Genomic DNA, 22,390 nt, shown 5'->3' with positions numbered 1-22,390 from the left:
AACATCGTACTTCCCCTTTTTAGAAAAAGTAGTTTGCAATAGAAAACCATCTTTTAACTGTTGTAGTGCAGGTTTTACTTTTTTTCATAGCCAATTACCTTTAACAACTCTTTTCTTTTTTTTAATATCTTAACATTACCACTATCTATTAAAGGTTTCATTTTTTTAATATTAATGTATGTGTAGATACCTGCAATTATGAAACTAAATAACATAACTTTTAATTATTGACACCAATTTAACTTTTAATTATGAATAAATAGAATTGTAAACCTATATTTTTCAGCTTATTATTACTAATACCCCTCCATCTAAAATAAATACCGTATCTTTGCATTTTTATAATCAGATTTGCAAACTAGTCGTATAGGTTTGTGAGTCACTAAACAAACCATATGTCGACATTTAGCGAATTGGGGCTTAAAGAAGAAATTCTTTCTGCCTTAACTGATATGGGGTATGAAACCCCTTCAGAAATCCAAGAAAAAGCAATTCCTCAAGTAATTAATTCTACAGACGATTTAAAAGCTTTTGCCCAAACGGGAACAGGAAAAACTGCTGCTTTTAGTTTACCAATCATCCAACAAATTGATACAGAGAACAGCAATGTTCAAGCTATTATTTTATCACCAACGCGTGAATTAGCTGTACAAATTGGAGATCAAATTCAAAAATTTTCTAAAAACATTAAAGGGTTAAAAACCGTTACTGTTTACGGAGGTGCAAGTCTAGAAGATCAGGCTCGTAAATTGAATCGTGGAGCACAAATTGTTGTGGGTACTCCTGGTAGAACTGTTGATTTAATCAATAGAAGAAAATTAAAATTAGGAAACTTACAGTGGTTGGTTTTAGACGAAGCTGATGAAATGTTAAATATGGGGTTCAAAGATGATTTGGATACTGTATTAGAAGCTACTCCAGAAACCAAACAAACATTATTATTCTCTGCAACCTTCCCTAGAGAAGTAGAGGCCATTGCAAGAAACTACATGCACAATCCTGCTGAAATTTCTGCAGGTACAAAAAACACAGGTTCTGACAATGTAAGTAACGAATACTACGTGGTAACAGAACGTAATCGTTACGCTGCTATTAAACGTATTGCAGACATTAACCCAGATATCTACGGAATTATCTTTTGTAGAACAAGACGTGAATGTCAGGAAGTTTCTGAAAAGCTAATTGCAGACGGTTACAATGCAGACTCATTACACGGAGATTTATCTCAGGCACAACGTGATAGTGTAATGGTAAAGTTCCGTAACAAAAACATTCAAATGTTGGTTGCAACTGATGTTGCTGCTCGTGGTTTAGATGTAAACAACTTAACCCACGTAATTAACCATAAATTACCAGACCAAAACGAAGCTTATACACACCGAAGTGGACGTACAGGTAGAGCTGGTAACAAAGGGGTTTCTATTGTATTGGTTACTTCTAGAGAGGTAGGAAAATTAAGACCTATTGAAAGAAAAATACAAAAGAAATTTATTAAGAGAGATATTCCTAGTGGAGAAGAAATTTGTAAAATTCAATTATTCAAATTAGTTGAAAAAGTAAAAAATACAGATATCAACTCAGAAGCTATTTCTGGATACTTAGAAAACATCTACGAACAATTTGAAGGATTGTCTAGAGAAGAGTTAATTCAGAAATTTATTTCTATGGAATTTAACGCTTTCTTAGAATACTATGCTAACGCTGGAGATATTAACGATACGCGTGGTACTAGAGATAGAGATGATAGAGGTAGACAAAGAGATGACGAAAACATGACTCGTTTCTTTATCAACATTGGTAGAAAAGACAATTTAACTCCTCCTCGTTTAATGGGATTGATCAACGATCAGAACATTACCAACAACGTAGAAATTGGACAAATTGAAATTTTAGATACTTTCTCTTTCTTTGAATTAGATAAAAACTTTGAACAAGAAACTTTAGATGCTTTCTTAAGCAACGAGCCTGAGTTTGAAGGAAGAAATGTTAATGTAGAAATTACTAAAAAACGTCGTGGCGGAAACGGTGGAGGTCGTGGAAGAGGACGTGGAGATAGAAACCGTAGTGGTGGTGGAGATCGTAGAAGAAGTGATGGAAACCGTGGTGGAGACAGAGGTCGTAGAAACGATGGTGACTTTAGAGGACGTAGAAGAGATGGTGGATCTGGAAACAGTGGTGGTGACCAATCTAGAGGTAGATCTAACCGTGTACAAAACAAATCTTGGGGACGTAAAAGAGACTAAATTTAAATTTACTGAATAAAAAAAGAGGCTTATTGAAAAATAGGCCTCTTTTTTGTAGGATTCCATTCAGAACACCTAAAAGAATATTTTATCTTTGAATCCATGAAAAAAATTAGCCTTCTCTTACTTGGTTTGGGAATTTTTACCGCTTTTTATAGCTGTCAGGATGAGTTCTGTGTAGAACCTACAACTCCTGAATTAATTATACGTTTTTACAATAAAGACAGTATTAATGAAAGTACAAAACGTATTGCCTTAGTTGCTAAAGTTGATGACGTAACTATTCCGTATTTTAATGTGAATACTGGAGATTCTATTAGCTTTCCAATAAACACACAAGATACTTCTGTAACCTATGAATTTTCTATTCAAGATAGCGTTCCATCAACAGAAATACTAACCATTAACTATACGGTAGAAGATGTTTTTGTGTCTAGAGCTTGTGGATTTAAAAGTGTTTTTAAAAACTTAACGATTGAAAGTACCAAAGACAACTGGATAGATAGCATTGTACAAGTAACAAATGAAATAAACGATCAAACTCAAGCTCATGTTAAAATATATCATTAGTGGTATTTGCATCTGCCTTGGAGTTCAAGGATTATTTGCACAAGAAAACACACCTAAAGAATTTACAAACAACATTCTTAAAAATTCTGAAATTGTAGAAAAAGTAGAGACTGTTAAAGATAGTATCAACCCTCTTTACAATCCCAAAACTTATGGGCTTAGAATAGGGTTTGATGTTATAAAACCTATCTACATGTTTAGCAAAGATTACTTTAATGGTGCAGAAATAGTTGCTGATTATCGTTTAAAAACAAATTTATTTGTAGCTGGGGAAGCTGGTTTTATAGAACGAGATTTAAAAGAAGATCAGTTTAACAATACGGTAAAAGGTTCTTATTTAAAAGCGGGTATTAACTACAACCTATTTACAAATTGGTTAGACATGGATAACGAATTGTATCTAGGAGCTCGTTATGGTTTTGCTACGTTTAGCAACACGCTTCACGATTACACAATATATCAAAACGGAGACCTAAGTAATACCAGAGATGGTACCACCAATGAAAACTTCTTTCCTCCCAAACAAGTAAATACCTCTAGAGAGTTTAGCGGATTAAATGCTCATTGGGTAGAATTTGTAGCCGGAATTAAAGTAGAGATTTTCTCTAATTTATATTTTGGTTTTATGGCCAGTATCAGTAAATTAATCACTACAAAAACGGGTGATAATTTTGACAACACTTACGCTCCTGGAATGGGAAGAATATCCAAAAACGGATCTGGTGCCAATATCAATTACACCATATCTTATAGAATCCCTTTATACAAGAAATAAACATGCATAAAATACCATCTGTTAATTTAAGTTTGTTCTTATCAGACAAAGAAAGCGACAAACAACAATTTGTAAATGAAATTGGTACTGCATTTAGCACCATTGGCTTTGTAGCATTAAAAGGACATTTTCTATCGGATGAATTGGTAGAAAATTTATATCAAGAAATAAAGAATTTCTTTAGTTTACCCGAAGAAACTAAAAACCAATACGAAATTGAAGGACTTGCTGGACAACGTGGCTATACTTCTTTTGGTAAAGAAAGTGCTAAAGGTAAAAAAGAAGGAGACCTAAAGGAATTTTGGCACTTTGGACAATATGTATCCAATAAAGAAGTCTTAACAGGCGAATTAAAAAAAGCATTAATTCCGAATATAACTGTTGAGGAATTACCAAAATTTAACGAAGTAGGAAAAGAAGTTTATCAACAACTAGAGAAAACAGCCAAATACGTATTACGTGCGCTAGCCCTATATCTAAATATTGATGAATTCTATTTTGACGAATACATTTACAATGGTAATAGTATTTTAAGACCTATACACTACCCTCCTATTGAAACTGAACCAAAAGGAGCCGTAAGAGCTGCAGCCCATGGAGACATTAACTTAATTACGTTGTTAATGGGGGCTCAAGGAAAAGGCCTGCAAGTACAAAATATAGAAGGAACTTGGATTGATGCTATAGCACAACCCGATGAATTGATGATAAATGTAGGTGACATGTTATCTAGATTAACAAATAATAAATTAAAGTCCACCATTCATCAAGTAGTAAACCCTCCAAAAGAACTATGGGGAACCTCTCGTTATTCTATTCCGTTTTTTATGCACCCAATTCCAACCATGGACTTAACTTGCTTAGAAAATTGTGTAACCAAGGAAAACCCTAAACAGTTTGAAGACACTACAGCAGGAGCTTATTTAATAGAAAGATTAATTGAATTAGGATTGATAAAACCTGAAAACAATGGCTAAAAAATTAAACGATTTATCTGCTTTAGGGCAGTTTGCATATTCTACCAACGAAAATTACGAATTTGATGACGGTAGCAGCGAAATAGAAACATTACCTAACAACCAACAACAACTAGAAGCTATTTTTTCTAACAAAGGACGTGGTGGAAAAACAGTTACTGTTATTCGTGGTTTTATAGGGACCGACGAAGATTTAAAAGCATTAGGTAAATTATTAAAAAACAAATGCGGTGTTGGTGGAAGCATTAAAGACGGTGAAATCATTATTCAAGGTAAACACCGAGATAAAATTATGGAAATCTTAAAAAAAGACGGTTATAAAGTAAAAAGAGTTGGTGGTTAACACTAACTCTTTTTTGTTTATTCATAGAGCTTCTAAAATAGCTTTTCTTTTATTTTTCACAACTCAAATTCCTTTTGTAAATTCTAATTTTACTCAAAAAAACAATATGAGTTTTCTAAAAGCCGAATGGAGAAAGTTAGTGATTGCCAATTATAATATCAATCCAGAAATATTAGAAAAATATGTACCAGCAGGTACAGAACTAGACCTCTGGAATGGAAAATGTTATGTGAGTTTGGTTGGCTTTGTATTTGTAAATACCAAACTCTTAGGAATTAAAATCCCAGGGCATGTAAACTTTGAAGAAGTAAACCTTCGTTTTTATGTAAAACGTTTTGAAAATGGCGAATGGAAAAGAGGTGTTGTTTTTATTAAAGAGATTGTACCCAAACCCGCTATTACTTTTGTAGCAAATACCATTTACAAAGAAAATTATGAGACTATGCCTATGTCTCATTCATGGAATCAAAATGAATTGAAGAGAACAGTTGAATACCGATGGAAAAAAGACAATACCTGGAACTCTATAAAAGTTGAAGCTGAAGTAGAAGCAACTGAAATTCCTACTGAAAGTGAAACAGAATTTATTACAGAACACTATTGGGGCTATGCACATGTAAACGATTCAAAAAGTAACGAATACGAAGTTACACACCCTAGATGGGAAGCTTATGCAGTAAATAATTATGAAATTAATGTTGATTTTGGTTTGGTGTATGGAAGAGAATTTGAGTTTTTAAATTCTATGGAACCCGATTCTGTAATGCTCGCAGAAGGTTCGTATATTACAGTAGAAAACAAAAAAACGATACAACCATGAAACTAGGAGTATTCTCAGTGAGTTTAAGTGTGAAAGACTTAGAACAGTCAAAAGAGTTTTACGAAAAATTAGGATTCTCTGTATTTGCTGGAAGTTTAGAAATGAACTATTTAATTCTTAAAAACGAAAGCACTATTATTGGATTGTTTCAAGGAATGTTTCCCAATAACATTTTAACCTTTAACCCTGGTTGGGATGAAAACGCTACTGCACTAAACGATTTTGACGATGTAAGAGAAATACAAGACGCTTTACAACAAAATGGGATTACCTTAGACAAACAAGCTAAAACCTCTTCTAAAGGCCCAGAAAGCATCATGCTAACCGATCCTGATGGAAATCAGATTTTAATTGATCAGCATGTGTAAAATTATACAGTCTCATGAGAGTTTTTAAATACCGACCAGCGGGTGAAACCTTTGAAAGAGATTTAACAGCGATTGAAGAGAATTATTATTGGTCCTCTCATATAAATGACTTAAATGATCCATGCGATACATTATCAGACAAAACTAAAATCAATAGTTTTAGTAGTTGGTTACTCAAAAAGTTTAATCTATACTCCAAAGAGAATAGTATTTTGTTTCAAGAAAATATTGAAAAAGAATTAAGTCTTAGAAATCAAATAGGTATTTTTTCTCTGTCCAAAAGCCTTGATGATGAATTATTGTGGGCTCATTATTCTGATTCACATAAAGGCTTTTGTATTGAATATGACTTTAACTATTTAATAGATAATAAGAATTCATACTCAAATGTTGTTTATAAGAAATATCCTCCTAAAGTTTATTTTTTACATATTTTACTTGGTTATAACTTTATTATACATAAATCTGCCTTTCGTAAATCGAAAAGATGGGAATATGAGAAGGAGTTTAGGGTTATTTCCAAATCAACAGGTAAAATCTATCATCCTCCAAACGCCATAAAAGCAATCTATTTCGGAATTCGTATGGCAAAAAACGACAAGGATATAATTGTAAAAAGATTAAAAAACAGGAATATAAGTTTTTTTCAAATGCAACAAATTCCAAACACTTACAGATTTGAAGCTAAGCAAATTCACCTAAAAGATTTATAAACAAAACAAAAACGCAACACAGTTGCATATTTAAGCTATTTTGCTATTTTTGTGGCCGTAATTTAGAATACAGCAAATGGTCATTAAATCAGTAAGTCAAAAATCAGATATTATAGGAGCTTTTATAAGCGGATTGTGCTTAATTCACTGTTTGGCTACTCCCTTATTATTTTTAGCTAAATCTTGTGCTGTAGCAGATCCTTGCTGTGCTAATACACCATACTGGTGGAAGTATTTTGATGTTTTTTTCCTTTTATTTTCTTTTGGAGCGGTGTACTTATCTACAAAAAATAGTGCTAAAAATTGGATGCAAAACTCACTTTGGATTTCTTGGTTTTTGTTAACAGCAATTATTACCAACGAACAAGTACAGTTGGTAAAAATTCCTGAATCTCTTATTTACGTTCCCACAATAGCTTTGGTTTTCTTACACATTTACAACAGAAAGTATTGTCAATGTACTACGGATTGTTATGGTAGTCAGGCTTAAGTGATAAAACTTCTTTTATTTTTTATTATCCAAAATTATTAGATATTATTAATGGTTAATGTTGATGAACCTTTTTACTTATTAATTTTATTATCTAATAAAAATTTTGCCCTTTCATACAATTCATCATATGTTATTATTTCAGGAGAATTTGTATTTTGTCTGAATAATTCAAATGACGAGAATTTACTTTCATTTACCCCATGCTCAGTTACAAATTCATTAAGGTTACCTATTATAAGATACGATTTGGGTTTGTATAAAAATATAGTTTCATTAGTAGGATTACCTTCTCTGTCTATCATTCTATTTTGCGTAGGTAAATTTGTTATCGACCTTTGAACAGTTTTCTGAATTTGAGAAACAGCCCCTGAAAGTTCATTTGATACACTCCAACAATCTGAGCGATATGGCCTATTACTCAAAAGCCTAGTATCATGTACTTTAATTTCAACAAAGCATAGAGAACTTATTAAACCTCTAGTTTTAAGCAAACCATCAACTCTTTTCCCATATTCATTGAAGGAAAATCCTGACACTACTTGTTCAATTTTCTTGTGTTCTAAATTAGTTGAAAAAATAAAATTAAGACCATAACCAAAAATCCATGTATTCTTCTCAAAGAAATATTGCCAAAGATTTTCCTTACCAGAAATATTAAGTCTTGTTAGTTCATCCTTAAAATAATTCTCATCTGTAAGTAAGTTCTTAAATACTTCTAATTGTTTTTTACGGTAACCTATAGCTGTAATATCAGAATCGTTTATTTCATTTTCAATAAACGATTTTATTAAGTTAGGTTTTTTTTCTAACATTCTTTTTGTTTGTTTGTCTGTTAAAATGAAGTTCTCAGATTGCTCATCAGTTATTTTTAGTTTTATTTTTGGATTTTTTTTTATCAATGAATCTATAGGAGAGACTATGATAGAATTATGTAACCCTTCAATTTTAGAATATTTCTCATAAGTTTTAAGCTTAATATGGTTAAGAACATCTGTTAATTGAAATCCCTCGTCAACTAAGTGCTTCACATATGAATACTTTAAATTTTGGCATGTATAATTTTTATCTAGCCCTAAATTGTCTCTTGCATCGTTAAAAGTTTTTCTAATTGAAGAATTGGAATATTTCTTATGGTTTGTGTTATTTTCAAAAAGGTAATTTATCGGATTATATTCATCAATATAATTTGTTAACATTGGAACTAATATGTTTCCAACTGGAGCTTTTCTATATATTTTTTGGTCTTTTCTTATGGTTAATACTTTCTCATCAGAATTATAATCATCAATTTGAATGTTTATAACATCTTCAGTACTCAAACAACAAGAATATATAAGTGCTAGTATCGTTTTGTGTTTAATATTAGTAATGTGATTTAAAATCTGTAAAACTTCTTCCTTAGGAATAGCAACAGGTATTTTTGAAGGGGCAATAGCAATTTTTATTTTATTAAAAGGAAAATTTTTATCTAATGTTTTATTAAATAAAAACTCTAAGGAAGAATATGCTTGCCTTTGAGAAGATAAACTATAATTACTTATTTCAATTATATGATTCAAATATTTTTCAATGTGAATGAATTCAATTGAGTTTACATCTTTAATTTCTATGAATTCTAAAAATCTAAAAACCCATATTTTATAGGTTTTACAAGTACTACTACTGAAACTTAATTCTGTAATTTTCTCTTCAATAAGACTATCTATATCTATCATTAAATTAATAATTTAAGACACTAACCTACAACTACCCTATAAACCTAAATTAATAGCCAAAACAAATAAGAATAACCGCATTTTTTTAATGTTACCATCAAATCTAACTAATTCCAAGCATTAAAAACTAATACTTAAGTACCAATCTTATCTGAAAACAAACCATAATTTCTGTACTAGAACAGATTCAATTGTTCATCAAACTCTTCTAGTTGCCAATCAATTTCTTGTTTTTTGTGAGCAACTAGATATAAATTTGTTTTAGAAAAGTGTTTACTGCCAAACCAACCTCCTTTATTGGCTCCAAGCGGAGAAGGATGTGTGGCTTTTAATATTAAATGTTTATCCTCATCTATTAATTTCTCTTTTTTGTGAGCAAAACCTCCCCACAATAAAAAAACCACATGTTCTTTTTCTTCAGAAATTTTACGAATTACTTGGTCTGTAAACTTAGCCCAACCAAAGCCTTTATGGCTGTTAGGTTTATTCGCTTCAACACTTAAAGTTACATTTAACAACAACACTCCTTGCTTAGCCCAAGAGGTTAAATCTCCATTGGTAGCTGGCATGTTAATATTTAAATCAGAACTAACCTCCTTGTATATATTCTTTAACGATGGAGGAAATTTATTTTGACCTATATAAGAAAAACACAAACCATTTGCCTGGCCAACTCCATGATAAGGGTCTTGCCCTAAAATAACTACCTTTACATTATCTAAAAAGGTCAATTTAAAAGCATTGAATACATCGTTTTTTGGAGGAAAACAAGTTGTAGTAGTGTAGGCATTGGTTACTTTCTTTTCTAAATCTTGCCAATATTCTTTCGTAAATTCACCTTTTAATAACAATCTCCAATCATCTGGTAGTTGATTCTGCATAATAATTATGTTTGAATATGTACTTTTGTGCCAGTTTTACAAAGTAAAAGTAAACTTTTCAATGGGAATCATCGCTAAAAAGACATTAGAAGACTTAGAGTTTCAAGAAATATTAACGGCAATTGCAACATATTGTCATTCAGAAAAAGCTAAAGAAAAAGTAGAAAGCTTGCTCCCTTTTTCTAACAAACCAGACTTAGAAATTGCATTGGCTAGAGTTAATGAATATTTAGGTTCTTTGGTCGCAGAAAATAGAATTCCAAACCACTATTTTGATGCTATAGACAAAGAAATAAAGTTGTTAAAAATTGAGAACAGTAAATTACTTCCTGAAGCATTTTTAAAAATATCTAATATTTCTAATACCTCTAATGAGCTAATTCAATACTTTGAAAAATTTAAAGATTACTATCCTAATCTGGCTATTTTAACAACACCTATTGAGTATACTACAACCATTGTAGAAGAGATTGCTAAAATTATTACCAACTACGGAGAGGTTCAAAACAAAGCTTCGGAATTGTTACATCAAATTCGCAAACGCTTAAACGATGTCCGTAGTCAGATTAGCGTTTCTTTTAATGCTGAATTGGCAAAATACAACAAAGCTGGATTTTTAGATGATATTCGTGAATCTATCATTGAAAACCAGCCCGTATTAGCCGTACAAGCTATTCATAGAAAAAAAATTAAAGGAAGTATTTTAGGGACTTCTAAAACTGGAAGTATTGTTTTTATAGCTCCTCAGAGTACTTTAAACTACCACAGGCAATTACAGGAGTTAATTTTAGAGGAGAAACAAGAAATAGATAGAATTTTAAGAATTCTTACCGAACAAATTCGCCCTTTTGCTCCTCTTATAGAGGAATATTTAGACCTATTAATAGCCTTAGACGTTATTAAGGCAAAAGCAATGTATGCAAAGCAAATTAATGGTGTAAAACCCGATTTTGCCGAAGATCAGGAAATAAACTACGTTGAGGCCTACCACCCTATTTTATTAGAGAAAAACAAAGCCTTACACTTACCCGTTATTCCACAATCGCTTTCTCTACATAAAGAACAACAAATTATTGTAATTTCTGGACCTAACGCAGGAGGGAAAAGTATCACCTTAAAAACCATTGGATTGTTACAAATAATGATTCAGAGCGGTATTTTAATCCCTGTACATGAAACCAGTACAACCCATTTCTTTGATCATATTTTAACAGATATTGGAGACAATCAATCCATAGAGAATCAACTAAGTACGTATAGCTATAGACTAAAGAACATGCGTGGTTTTCTTAAAAAATGTACCAAAAACTCTCTTTTCTTAATTGATGAATTTGGTACAGGTTCTGACCCTGAATTGGGTGGTGCTTTGGCCGAAATATTTCTAGAAGAATTTTACGAACGTGGGGCTTATGGAGTTATTACAACCCACTACACCAATTTAAAAGTGTTGGCAGATGAGCTAGACAATGTAGTAAATGCCAATATGGCTTTTGACAGTAGAACGCTAGAGCCTTTATTTACATTACTAATAGGACAGCCAGGTAGTTCATTTACGTTTGAGGTAGCTCAGAAAAACGGAATTCCCTATAGTTTAATCAACCGAGCTAAAAAGAAAATAGACAAAACCAAAGTTCGTTTTGATAAGACCATCTCTAAATTACAACAAGAACGTACGAATTTGCAACGAAATACGTTACAAATGGAACAACAAAGTTCTAAAGCAAAAGAGCATGCAGACCAACTAGCAGAAAAAGAAGCTAAAATTCAAGAAAAACTAGAAAGTTTTCAAACATTGTACGATAAAAATCAACGTATGTTATCTGTTGGAAGAAAAGTTAACGAGCTGTTAAACAAATACTTTCAGACCAACAACAAGAAAGAGTTTAAAAGTGATTTAGACAAATGGGTATTGATTGAAAAAACGAAATACGACAAAGCCAACCCTAAGGTAAAAAAGACAAAAACACAAAAAGTACAGGAACGTAAAGAAAAGGTTCAGGTAGAAAATGTGATAAAGAAAACAGAGCAAGAGGTCCTTAAAAAAGTGGTTGAAGTTAGAAAAGAAAAGAAAAAAGAAGAAAAAATTGCCCAAGAGAAAAAGGCAAGTTATATCTTTAAGGTTGATGATAAAGTGCGATTAATTGATGGACGAGCATGTGGAACTATTGAAAAAATTGACAAGAAAAAAGTCACTATAAATTACGGTTTATTTACCACTGCAACCACTTTGGATAAGATTGAGTTGGTGGTAGCCGCCAAAACAAAGAAAAAGTGAAAAAGCTAATATTAATTATTTGTTTAATAGCAACCAATTGTTTTTACTCTCAAAACCAACACGAGCCTCAAAACTGGTTTAAATTATACAGTACCTATGTAAATGTTATTTACAAAGCTGGTCAGGAAAAAGAAGCTCAAGACATAGCTAACACCATTAGTTATATTCAAAAAAACAACTCTAAGTCTATAGGGTTTCACTACCAGCCTATAGACATTGTATTACGCTCTAATACTGTAGAATCTAACGGTTTTGTAACCGTAAGTCCTTTTAGAAGCGAGTTCTTTAACACCGCACCAACAACATTTAACTCATTAGGAACGACCAACTGGATTAGTACACTTGCCATACATGAGTACCGCCATGTGCAGCAATTCTTAAACCACAAAAGTGGAGTTACAAAAATTTTATACTACCTGTTTGGGGAATCTGGTTGGGGACTAGGTAGTGTTCTGTCTATACCCGATTGGTATTTTGAAGGAGATGCCGTAGTTATGGAAACTGCTTTAACACAAAGTGGTCGTGGTCGTTTGCCTAAGTTTACCGCTTTGCAAAGAGCACTCTATAGAGACCATATTCTATACAATTACAGCAAAACAAGAAATGGATCTTTTAAAGATTTGGTTCCTAATCATTATTTAAATGGTTACCAAATGCTAAACTACTATAGAAATCATTTCAACCCATCTCGTATCAATAATATTACCAATAAAGCAGCAGCTTATCAATTTCCTTTCTACCCTTTTTCTTATCAATTAAAAAAAGAAACTGGTTTAACTACAAAAGGGCTCTACAAAAAAGCTGCAGAAGCTAATAAACAACAATGGGCAACGCAAAGAGAGAGTTTAGATGCTCTAAAATACCAAGCCATTACCCAAACAAATTCTAAAGTAGCTGTTTACAATTTTCCTCAAAAAATGGAAAATGGGAATATCATAACTCTTAAAACACAGTTAAACGAAATTCCAACTTTTTACGAAATAGATCTTAATGGAGAAGAACATAAATTAACGCCCAATATTATCAACCAAGATAATTACTTTCACTACCAGAATAACCAAATTTTATTTACCGGTTTTTCTTACCATCCTAGATACAATTACACCAATTATAGCGATGTGTTAGTTCACGATTTAAAAACAGGTAAAAGAAGAAAAATCACCTCTAAAAAAAGATACTTCTCACCTTTTTTTAATGCAGACAATAGCTTGATAGTTGCTGTAGAAGCGAATGAAGGAAAGTATCACTTGGTTATTTTAGACAAAAAGGGAAATGAGCTAGACAACCTACCTACAACAGGCGTAATTTCTAGACCTAAATTCATCAATAACGAGACATTGGTTTATTTAAAACAAGAAAATCATCGTTTGGCCATTTTTAGCAACAATGTTCATACCCTTAAAGAAACTCAGTTAACCCAATGGACCAGTCACACCCTAGACAATCTATTTGTGGAAAACGACATGGTTTACTTTTCTGCTTCTTTTAATGGGATAGATAATATTTACAGAACCGATTTACAAGGAACTAAAAAGCTAGAACAAGTAACCAATTCGTCCATAGGAGCTTACCAACCATCTGTTAGCAATAACACATTATATTTTACAGAAACAACAAGTAATGGTACTCAAGTATCATCTACAAACATAGCTCCTGTTAAAGTACGTTTTAAGGAACCTATTCTAATGGATTGGAACAATGATAAAACTGTAGCTTTTGAAGGAGGTAACATTTTAGACAGCATCCCAAAACAACAATTTAGCACCAAACGTTATACTTCTCTATTAGAAGACTTAAAATTCCATGACTGGCTCTACACCCTTTCTGATCAAGAAGTTACAGCCAATGTTACAGCAACAACATTGTTAAATGATTTTTCTTTAAATGCAGGAACCAATGTTTACCTAAACGAACAAAACTCTTTTGGTTTTAACCTAATGGCATCTTATCAAAAATGGTTTCCTATGTTAAATATTGCATTGGAATACCAGCATAGAGAGTTTAAAGGAACCGCTTTTAACTCTCTAGAAAATAGTATCATTAACGGAATTCATCAATTTCAAACGCTGCAATTGGTTCCTAGTGTAACTATCCCCTACTCTCAGGTAAATGGTAATTACAACAACAACATTGCTCTTAATTTAGGATACGAACTAGAAAGCAGATTTGCGCATAATTTTACGGTTGATGAAACAAATCAAAATATAGAAATAGACGGTCTTACTTCTAATTATCTAAGACTACAATTACAAGCATCTAGTGTACGCAGAAAAGCCGTTCAAAACATTAATGCAAGGGCTGGAGTATCAACGTTACTAAGTTTTAACAAGGGATTTAATAATAGGAGTTATTTAAACGGAAATTATATTTCGTCTTTTAACAGATTATTTTTACCTGGATTTTTTAAAGATCACAATAGTTACGCATCTTTTGGTTATTTAAAAAACGAAATACAACAAACAGACAGTTTTAGATACGCTAGAGGGTTTGAAACTAGCAATGCCGTTGAAGCATCTAATCTATCCTTAAACTATCAATTACCGCTATTCTACCCTGATCTTGGGGTTTTAGGTATTACTTATTTTAAGAGAATTAGAGCAAACTTATTTGCAGACTTTAGTAATGTTAGCTATTCTGCCGTAAACGTAGATAGGCCTAATGAGTTAATAACAGTAAAAACCCAACAAAATTCTGCTGGGTTTGAAATTATTTTTGACAATACTTATTTTAATATTAGACAAGCTTTAATAGGTATTGGGTACAGAGGTAGTTTCTTATTAACCAATGATTACCAAAGGCCAGGAAACAAATTTGTAAGTAGAATTTTTATATCTACTACGTTGTTTTAATTTAAAATTTAATACATACTAAGTTCTCTCCCGAAACTTCGGGACGCTAGAACACCGTATATACAAAAATCAATTCAGTATAATACTCGGTCATCGAGCGGAGTCGGGATGTTATTTACTAATATTTAAACGAAATTTTTGGTCTAACTTATCAATCTAGAATAATTATTTATGAACCCAAATCGCCACAATGAATAATGATCCAACGAAAAACGACATTTTTAACTTATCCATTCCTTAAACGCTTTTACCTTCTCCCTACTCACAATAATTTCTTCTTGATTGAAATTGTTTAAAAAAATTTGCAACCTGCTATTTGTATAAGAAACCATGTCTTTAATCGCATCAACATGCACATAAAACTTACGGTTTACTCTAAAAAACTGTTCTGGGTTTAATTTAGATGCTATGCTTTCTAAGGTTTCATCAACCAAAAAGCTTCTTTGACTATTTGTAAACAAATACGTTCCTTTATTTTCGCTATACACACACTCAATATCATCCGCTGCAATCATTTTTAAATGCTGCCCTATTTTTACTGTAAACCTTGTTTTATAATTGGCTTCTAAAGGATTCACCAACATTTGTCGTAACTGATTTACATCTAAAGGCAAGTCCACTTTTTGGGGCTGTAATTCTTTAAACTTATCAATTGCATTTTCTAACTCTTCACTATCTATAGGTTTTAGCAGGTAATCTATGCTGTTTTGTTTAAAAGCCCGTAAAGCATATTCATCATAAGCAGTGGTAAAAATAATAGCGCTTTTTAATTTTATGTGTTCAAAAATCTCAAAGCTTAAACCATCGGACAACTGAATGTCTAGCATTATTAAATCTGGATGTTCGTTGCTACTTAACCACTCCACAGACTCTGCTACCGAATGTAATTGAATGGCTACAGAAATACCTATTTCATTCAACATACGCTCCAAACGTCTTGCCGACGGTTTTTCGTCTTCTATAATAATAACTCTCATAAGCTATAGATTATCTTTTTCCATTAATTCTTTAATCTTCTTTTCTTTCCAACGTTTATTAAAGTCAAATACCTGTGCAGCATTTTTTAACAAACCGAATCCCCAACCAGCAAGAGGAAACCAAAACCACTGATGCCACCATCCTGTTCTGTAGTTAATAACTATAAGAATAGGCATTATCACAATAAAAGTTGTTAGTCTTTTATAAAACTGAGCTATCTCCTCTGCTTTGTTCTGAGCTCTTATGTATTTATAATCTGTGTTTTCTACTATTTCCATTACAATCTTTTTAAAATTTATCGTTTCTCATTAATTCTTGCACCTTCTTGTCTCGCCAACTACTACCTAACACAAAAAGCTTAACCGCATGTAAAGCCAGTCCTAGTCCCCATCCGAACATTGGAAACCAAAACCAATGAAAACCTGGAGTTACATAAAAGTTGATAAAAATTAAAAACGGAATTACTACTATATAAGAACAGAGGTTCCAGTAGAATTTATACAAATCTTCTACTCTTCTTTTTGCTCTCAAATATTTTTCTTCATCTGAATTGTTTATTATTTCCATAATTTCCTATGTTTTAAAAGTCCTCTTGTTCCATTAATTGTTTAATCTTTCTATTTTGCCAAGAATTTCCAAGTACAAAAAGCCTAACTGCCTGTAATATCATTCCCATTCCCCATCCAAACATGGGAAACCAAAACCATTGATAGCCCCAAAAGGTTTTATAGTTAATGAAGATTAAAAATGGAATTACCACAAAGTAAGATCCTAATGCCCAGTAAAAGTTAGACAATTCTTCTACTCGTTTTTGCGCTCTTATATATCTTTCCGATTCGTTTAAATAGCTTGTTTTCATAATTTTAATGTCTTTTGTTAAAAAAGGAAGTTTAACAACAAACAATTTGTTTTCTTGCACTACCTCTACAGTTTCTTTGGTAATAAGCTTGTAGCGTTGTCTTATATTCTCTAAACCTACTTTGGTACTTTTTTCTAATACTTGCTTTGGATTAAAACTGTTCTCTACCACCAGCTTATTATTTTCCTGATAAATTTTAATTACTAAAGGTTTTTGAGGCGTAATTGCATTGTGTTTTACTGCATTTTCTAACAACAACTGTAAAGACAAAGGCACTATTTTAAACTCTAATTCTTTTAAATCCTCTGTAATTTCAAACTCAATTCCTTCTTCAAACCTAGTTTTTAATAGTCGCATATAGGTGTTGGCAAAGGTGAGTTCGTCTGTTACAGCAACCACGTCTTTATCCTTCTGTTCTAAAATATATCTGTATATCTTAGACAACCCAGTTGTAAACTTCTCTGCTCCTCTAGGGTTTTCTTCTATTAAACTCGTTAATACATTTAAACTATTAAACAAAAAGTGAGGATCTAACTGACTTTTTAAAGATTCAAACTTTGCAGATTCTGTCTTTGCTACTATTTGGGAATCTTTTACCTTTCTTTCTTGTGCTTGTTTATAGAAATAAATGGCATGGAAAATAATTACTATAACTAGTGATATTAAGGATCCAAACACATAATTTGATAATCTTTGATGGCTTAGAAAGTAATTAAAATCATGGCCTTCTAAGTACATCATTTCGAACATCTTTAAGAAGAACAGACCAATTAATGTAATTGGAATTGAACCGACAATACCTATAATTACTCTTAATTTAGATTGATGCTCTTTCCACTTGTACTTTCCTAATAAGAAAAAATAACCTGCATTGGAAAATCCTAAAACTAATGCATACATAATATTAAATGCAAGGACTCTTAACAACCAATTCGCAGAAATAAACTCCCAAGTACTAAACAAACTAGTACTTATAAAGAATACAACAATTCCAATAATAACACAGGTAAAAATATATTTAACGAGTTTTTGTATCATAATTATTTTTGTTTACCACACTGAGCCAAAACCTGTTGTGCTCTTTCTTTTCCGTACATTGGGTAAAAAGGTGTAGGTTTCTCAAATTTATCAAAAAGTTCTATGGCTTTCTCTATTTCTTTACAATAAGGCGAAGTATCTTTTCCAAAGAATCTTGCTGTTCCCATATCCCACTCTGCTTTACCAAACACAACTCTTGGGTTATTAGGTGCAATTTTAAATGCTTTCTTATAAATTTTAGCTACTTTACCAGAATACATAGCTCCATAGGTAGCTCCATCGTAAGCAACCCATACAATATACCAGGTGGCTTGTGCTACTAAAATTTCTGCATTTTTAGGACTAATCTCTTTTGCTTTGTCTAAAAACACTTGAGCTTTGTCTAACCTTGTTTTTAAAACTTCTTCGTCTTTAATGGCAAAACCCGATGTAATTAAGGTCTGTGCGGCATAGTAATATGGTAACCAGTTTTTGGTTTCTACTTTGGCAATTCTTTCAAACACCTGACTTGCTTCTACCGATTTATTTTGCCCCCATAGCCCAAACGCTTCTTTCATTTTTGATTCATATGGACTTTGAGCATTGGCTGCAACTCCAAGAATAACGAACAATACAATAATTACTTTTTTCATGACTTTTTAACTTTTATGTTGATGAATTATTTTGATAGTGTAAAGATCTTGTAGATGTATGCGTTTTAAAAAAGCGAACTACTCAACTGTAGAATCTTAATACTGAACTGTAATTATTAAAAAACCTTTGAAAACAATCCCTAAAAAAGTAAAGCCCTGCATAACAAAAGTTATACAGGACTCGATCTATCATTGCTATTTAATATTTTTCTACAGCACGCTTTTAAATTGTTTCCATCCTAAAAAACCAACAATTAAAGCAATACTCGTTATTATTATATATGCATTATTGTACAAACTAAATGGCTTTACAAACACTAAAACCATACTTCCTAACACCCATAACACATCGAAAAAAGTTATAAGATAAACCCATTTACGCTGATGTAACCTGAATTTAAGTACCCAAAAGATTACCATTGCAAACACAATTAAGTTCCCTCCTATTATTGGAAAAACCCAATAGTTACGAAACCCAAAAAACACTTGTAATTTTTCGTTAAGAATTATCATTAATACAGCACTTGTGGTAGAAAACAACGCATTTACACGCAACCACTTTTGTAATTCTTTCATTTTATTTTGATTTTAATTTCACATAGATTCAAAATCAAAAATAAACGCTATACATCCTTTAGAGATGTTTACAGACGACAACCAAATGTTAAAACACGACAAGCTTTGATTTCTTTCTTACTTTGTCTCATATTTGTAATATGGAAACCATTGTTATAGATAAAACTATTTTACTAAAGTGGATACACTTAGCTAGCTTACAAAATATTGATTTAGGAATTGTATTGGACAGAATTAAAATTCCGGAACAAGAAACAACGGTGCCTTTTGCTACTTACGCTTTATTAGTAACATCTATTTTAGAACAATCTAAAGCCAACAATTTAGGTTTAAAATTTGGAGAACAATCCAATATTGCTGCGTTGGGAATTGTAGGACAAATCATTCAAAGCTCCAGAACTTTAGAAGAAGCATTACACCATGCCTGCAATTATTTTAATTTAATTAGCAATGCCATAACTTTAGAATTAACTCAGCATAAAAACCATGTTCAATTAAAATTCACACCACATCAACCAACCTATAAACAATATCCTAAAGTACTAGAACAATTAATAATTAGCTCGCTCTATTTTTCTTTTAAGGAAATTTGTTACTTAACTTTTTCTAAAGCAAAACCCTTAAAACTAACTCTTGATTTTGATCCCAAAAACCTAGAAGAATTAAACACTATTTTTGAATGCGACATAGATATAATGGCTTCAGAAAATGCAATTTACTTTCATAAAGACAATTTAAATCAACCTATTTTATATGCCGATTATAAGTTAATGTTACACTTAGAGAAATTAGCTTGCAAACGTATTACAGATCAAAAATTAGAACTCCAATCATACTCCAATAAAGTAATTACTTTAATCTATTCTTTAATAGACCCTTATTTCCCATCAATAAAATCAGTGGCCAACCAGCTAGACACATCAGAACGAAGTTTACAAAGAAGATTGGCCAGTGAACATACGTCTTACTCCCACATAACAAACTCAATTAAAAAATCCATGGCAAAAGAATATTTGCAACAAAATCTTAGTGTCAAAGAAATTTCATACTTGCTTGGCTATTCCGATGCCAGTGCCTTTACACATGCTTTTACCCGCTGGTATGGCACCTCTCCTACAGACTATAAAGATTACAACTGATCTAATTGATTATCGGTTTCTTTTTTACTCAACGTCCAAAAGAACCCTACAAAAAAGAAACGATCTGCATTGGGTCTAATTGCCTCTCTTTGGAATACACCATTGGCATCTGCTGTGTTTGCATACCTATAACCATTTACATTTTTAGTTCCCAATAAATTAGTTGCAGAAAAAAACAATATTTTCTGTGGGCTAATTAAATATGCCCAGTTAAAATTTAAAGAGTTAAAAGCTTTTGTTTTATCATTTAAAAAGCCTGTGGTATTTTTGTTAGTATAGGTTCTACCCGATGCAAACCTGTACGTTAAACCTACTTGACTTTTCCAATTTTCTAACCAATACTTAGTAACTATAGAAGCGTTGTGTTTGTTTGCAAAACTGGGCTGAAAGCTATCTGTATAATTTCTAAAATCTCTTTTGGTATCTAAAAACGAATAACTAAGCCAATAATCTAAATTCTTAATCCCCTTATTATCTCTCCAAAACACATCTACTCCATGTGCATATCCTTTTCCATTGTTGTTGTAGTCACTATCAAACTGTGGTAAATCCGTATTGTATTTAATTAAGTCTTTGTATTTTTTATAAAAAGCTTCGGCTCTAAAAATCTTACCTTCTTTGTTGTACTGATAGTTTAAAATATATTGTTTAGACTCCTCTGGAGTAACATTCTGCGTAAATTTTAACACATTTTCTAATGGATTCTGATGAAAAGTACCTGTAGCCAAAGACAATTGACCTCTTTTCCCCAATTTATAGGCCATAGAAAGACGGCTTGCAAAATAGAATTTATTCGTTAGATTGTTGTAAGAGAACCTCGCTCCTGTTTGTAAAGCAAAATTTCTAGAAAACTGAAAAGTAGACTCTTGATAGATTGCAGACAAACTATTATCGAATCCATAATCAAAATCTGAATCTTGACTCCTATAATTTTCTTCTACATCTTGTAAAAAAGATTCTGCACCAAAGTTTAACTTGTAAAAACTCCCTATTTTATAATTGGCTTTTGCTTTTAGATGGATTGCTTGTTGTGTATTCTCAATTTTATCCGAATTAACAAACGACTTTGTGTTTGCTAAAGTGTAACTAAGCCCATAAAAAGTAGACCAGCGTTTGTTTACTTTATGCGTATAAGACGTATTTAAATATCCGTTCTTAGCATTGGTATTAAAATTCAACCCATTTGGATTGTTAATATTTGTTTGTGTAATATCAAAATTAGCGGCATCAAAAGCAGCATATAATTTCCACAAACCCTTTTTAAATTTTCTTCTATAAACCGACTCCCCTGCAAAAGATTCATAAGGTTTGTTCCATTGGTTACTGTCTGCATACAATGCCGTATACGGACCTAAGTTGATATAAGAAGTATTAACAGTTAACGAACTCTTGTCCCAAATTTGAGTACTTCCTACACCAACTCCCACACTCATTACACTTATATCTGTTCGCTCATTTTCGGGTTCGTCTTGGGTATTCATTACCAACACTCCCGACAATGCTTGTCCGTACTCGGCAGAATATCCCCCGGTAGAAAAAGACATCCCTTTAAACAAAAATGGAGAGTACCTTCCACGTGTAGGAGCATTGTTTACTGTAACTACATAAGGTGTAAAAACTCTTATTCCATCTATAAAAATCTGTGTTTCTTCTGCTCTTCCTCCCCTAACAAACAATCTTCCATCTTCTGCTACAGTACTAGTACCCGGCATTGTCTGAAAAGCAGCAATAGGATCTGCCAAAGAACCCGCAGTGGTAACAATATCTAAAGGTTTTAATGTAGTGGTTTTACTTTTTTCTCCGGCACTAAAAGTTCCGGCACTAATAACTACAGTATTTAACGAGTTGATACTTTCTTTTAACTTAATTTTTAGGTGATGTAATTCACCTACCTTTTTAGTAATCTCTTTGGACTGGTATCCTAAATTACTAACAACTAAGGTTTGTGTTTCTTTTACTTGAGTTAAGAATTGAAATTCTCCATTTTCATCGGTAGTAGTACCATCGTAAGTACCTTTTATAAAAATACTAGCAAAAGGAATGGGTTCCTGGTGCTTGTCTAACACCTGTCCGTTAATTTTAGTTTGGCTATACCCAAGTAAAGAAAAGAATGAAATTAAGATAAATAGTCTATATGTTTTCATGA

General features: G+C 32.1%; 21 protein-coding genes. 12 read left to right on the top strand and 9 right to left on the bottom strand.

Translation table 11 applies throughout. The features are described from left to right. The first annotated feature begins 395 nt into the window (after positions 1 to 395). The 9 genes from ACXHHC_RS00705 to ACXHHC_RS00665 all read left to right on the top strand — a co-directional run bounded on the left by ACXHHC_RS00705 (position 396) and on the right by ACXHHC_RS00665 (position 7,299). A complete protein-coding gene (locus ACXHHC_RS00705; protein ID WP_458227730.1) occupies positions 396 to 2,243 on the top strand; it encodes a DEAD/DEAH box helicase in 1,848 nt (615 codons plus the stop codon). Between the two features lie 102 nt (positions 2,244 to 2,345). After that, positions 2,346 to 2,813 (top strand): DUF6452 family protein, encoded by a 468-nt coding sequence (locus tag ACXHHC_RS00700; RefSeq protein ID WP_458227729.1) that lies wholly within the window; start codon positions 2,346 to 2,348, stop codon positions 2,811 to 2,813. Beyond that, positions 2,794 to 3,588, top strand: coding sequence for a DUF6048 family protein (locus ACXHHC_RS00695; protein WP_458227728.1), 795 nt, complete (start codon positions 2,794 to 2,796; stop codon positions 3,586 to 3,588). Before ACXHHC_RS00700 ends, ACXHHC_RS00695 begins: the two co-directional genes overlap by 20 nt. Positions 3,589 to 3,590: 2 nt before the next feature. Continuing rightward, positions 3,591 to 4,565, top strand: a complete 975-nt coding sequence (locus tag ACXHHC_RS00690) for an isopenicillin N synthase family dioxygenase (protein WP_458227727.1) — start codon at positions 3,591 to 3,593, stop codon at positions 4,563 to 4,565. Further along, positions 4,558 to 4,908 carry a translation initiation factor gene (locus ACXHHC_RS00685; protein ID WP_458227726.1) on the top strand — a complete coding sequence of 117 codons (351 nt, stop codon included), beginning with the start codon at positions 4,558 to 4,560 and terminating at the stop codon, positions 4,906 to 4,908. Before ACXHHC_RS00690 ends, ACXHHC_RS00685 begins: the two co-directional genes overlap by 8 nt. Before the next feature lie 106 nt (positions 4,909 to 5,014). Beyond that, complete coding sequence (locus ACXHHC_RS00680; protein WP_458227725.1) at positions 5,015 to 5,728, top strand: YqjF family protein; 714 nt, start codon at positions 5,015 to 5,017, stop codon at positions 5,726 to 5,728. Then, complete coding sequence (locus ACXHHC_RS00675) at positions 5,725 to 6,096, top strand: VOC family protein (protein WP_458227724.1); 372 nt, start codon at positions 5,725 to 5,727, stop codon at positions 6,094 to 6,096. The genes ACXHHC_RS00680 and ACXHHC_RS00675 overlap by 4 nt, the downstream gene beginning before the upstream one ends. Positions 6,097 to 6,110: 14 nt before the next feature. Further along, the gene (locus ACXHHC_RS00670) at positions 6,111 to 6,809 is read left to right on the top strand and encodes a DUF2971 domain-containing protein (RefSeq protein WP_458227723.1); all 699 of its coding nucleotides are present in this window, start codon (positions 6,111 to 6,113) and stop codon (positions 6,807 to 6,809) included. Between the two features lie 76 nt (positions 6,810 to 6,885). Further along, complete coding sequence (locus tag ACXHHC_RS00665) at positions 6,886 to 7,299, top strand: MerC domain-containing protein (protein WP_458227722.1); 414 nt, start codon at positions 6,886 to 6,888, stop codon at positions 7,297 to 7,299. A gap of 74 nt (positions 7,300 to 7,373) precedes the next feature. Here ACXHHC_RS00665 and ACXHHC_RS00660 read toward each other — a convergent pair whose 3' ends face one another. Continuing rightward, positions 7,374 to 9,017 (bottom strand): Shedu anti-phage system protein SduA domain-containing protein, encoded by a 1,644-nt coding sequence (locus ACXHHC_RS00660; RefSeq protein ID WP_458227721.1) that lies wholly within the window; start codon positions 9,015 to 9,017, stop codon positions 7,374 to 7,376. A 176-nt stretch (positions 9,018 to 9,193) separates the two neighbouring features. Next, positions 9,194 to 9,898: a uracil-DNA glycosylase gene (gene ung, locus ACXHHC_RS00655; protein WP_458227720.1), complete on the bottom strand. Its 705-nt coding sequence runs from the start codon at positions 9,896 to 9,898 to the stop codon at positions 9,194 to 9,196. 61 nt (positions 9,899 to 9,959) lie between these two features. Between ung and ACXHHC_RS00650 the strand changes: the two genes are divergently transcribed. Together ACXHHC_RS00650 and ACXHHC_RS00645 are read left to right on the top strand one after the other, a co-directional pair. Further along, on the top strand, positions 9,960 to 12,173 hold the full coding sequence (locus tag ACXHHC_RS00650) for an endonuclease MutS2 (RefSeq protein WP_458227719.1): 2,214 nt from the start codon (positions 9,960 to 9,962) through the stop codon (positions 12,171 to 12,173). After that, positions 12,170 to 15,022: a hypothetical protein gene (locus ACXHHC_RS00645; RefSeq protein ID WP_458227718.1), complete on the top strand. Its 2,853-nt coding sequence runs from the start codon at positions 12,170 to 12,172 to the stop codon at positions 15,020 to 15,022. The genes ACXHHC_RS00650 and ACXHHC_RS00645 overlap by 4 nt, the downstream gene beginning before the upstream one ends. 221 nt (positions 15,023 to 15,243) lie before the next feature. Here ACXHHC_RS00645 and ACXHHC_RS00640 read toward each other — a convergent pair whose 3' ends face one another. The 6 genes from ACXHHC_RS00640 to ACXHHC_RS00615 form a co-directional block, all read right to left on the bottom strand. Continuing rightward, a complete protein-coding gene (locus ACXHHC_RS00640; RefSeq protein ID WP_458227717.1) occupies positions 15,244 to 15,999 on the bottom strand; it encodes a LytR/AlgR family response regulator transcription factor in 756 nt (251 codons plus the stop codon). A gap of 3 nt (positions 16,000 to 16,002) precedes the next feature. Then, positions 16,003 to 16,278: a 2TM domain-containing protein gene (locus ACXHHC_RS00635; RefSeq protein ID WP_458227716.1), complete on the bottom strand. Its 276-nt coding sequence runs from the start codon at positions 16,276 to 16,278 to the stop codon at positions 16,003 to 16,005. Between the two features lie 10 nt (positions 16,279 to 16,288). Continuing rightward, positions 16,289 to 16,567, bottom strand: a complete 279-nt coding sequence (locus ACXHHC_RS00630) for a 2TM domain-containing protein (protein WP_458227715.1) — start codon at positions 16,565 to 16,567, stop codon at positions 16,289 to 16,291. A gap of 13 nt (positions 16,568 to 16,580) precedes the next feature. Next, positions 16,581 to 17,897 (bottom strand): histidine kinase, encoded by a 1,317-nt coding sequence (locus tag ACXHHC_RS00625; RefSeq protein WP_458227714.1) that lies wholly within the window; start codon positions 17,895 to 17,897, stop codon positions 16,581 to 16,583. 2 nt (positions 17,898 to 17,899) lie between these two features. After that, positions 17,900 to 18,529 (bottom strand): tetratricopeptide repeat protein, encoded by a 630-nt coding sequence (locus ACXHHC_RS00620; protein WP_458227713.1) that lies wholly within the window; start codon positions 18,527 to 18,529, stop codon positions 17,900 to 17,902. A 210-nt stretch (positions 18,530 to 18,739) separates the two neighbouring features. Continuing rightward, a complete protein-coding gene (locus ACXHHC_RS00615) occupies positions 18,740 to 19,105 on the bottom strand; it encodes a hypothetical protein (RefSeq protein ID WP_458227712.1) in 366 nt (121 codons plus the stop codon). Positions 19,106 to 19,245: 140 nt separating this feature from the next. On the opposite strand from ACXHHC_RS00615, the gene ACXHHC_RS00610 reads away from it, so the two are divergent. Continuing rightward, complete coding sequence (locus tag ACXHHC_RS00610; protein ID WP_458227711.1) at positions 19,246 to 20,244, top strand: AraC family transcriptional regulator ligand-binding domain-containing protein; 999 nt, start codon at positions 19,246 to 19,248, stop codon at positions 20,242 to 20,244. On the opposite strand, the gene ACXHHC_RS00605 is transcribed toward ACXHHC_RS00610, so the two are convergent. Further along, positions 20,235 to 22,388, bottom strand: a complete 2,154-nt coding sequence (locus tag ACXHHC_RS00605; protein WP_458227710.1) for a TonB-dependent receptor — start codon at positions 22,386 to 22,388, stop codon at positions 20,235 to 20,237. The genes ACXHHC_RS00610 and ACXHHC_RS00605 overlap by 10 nt on opposite strands. Positions 22,389 to 22,390 lie beyond the last annotated feature (2 nt).

Source organism: Wenyingzhuangia sp. IMCC45574, assembly GCF_054182685.1.
Note: the sequence above shows the minus strand (reverse complement) of the source record. Positions and strands in the feature narration are given on the sequence as shown.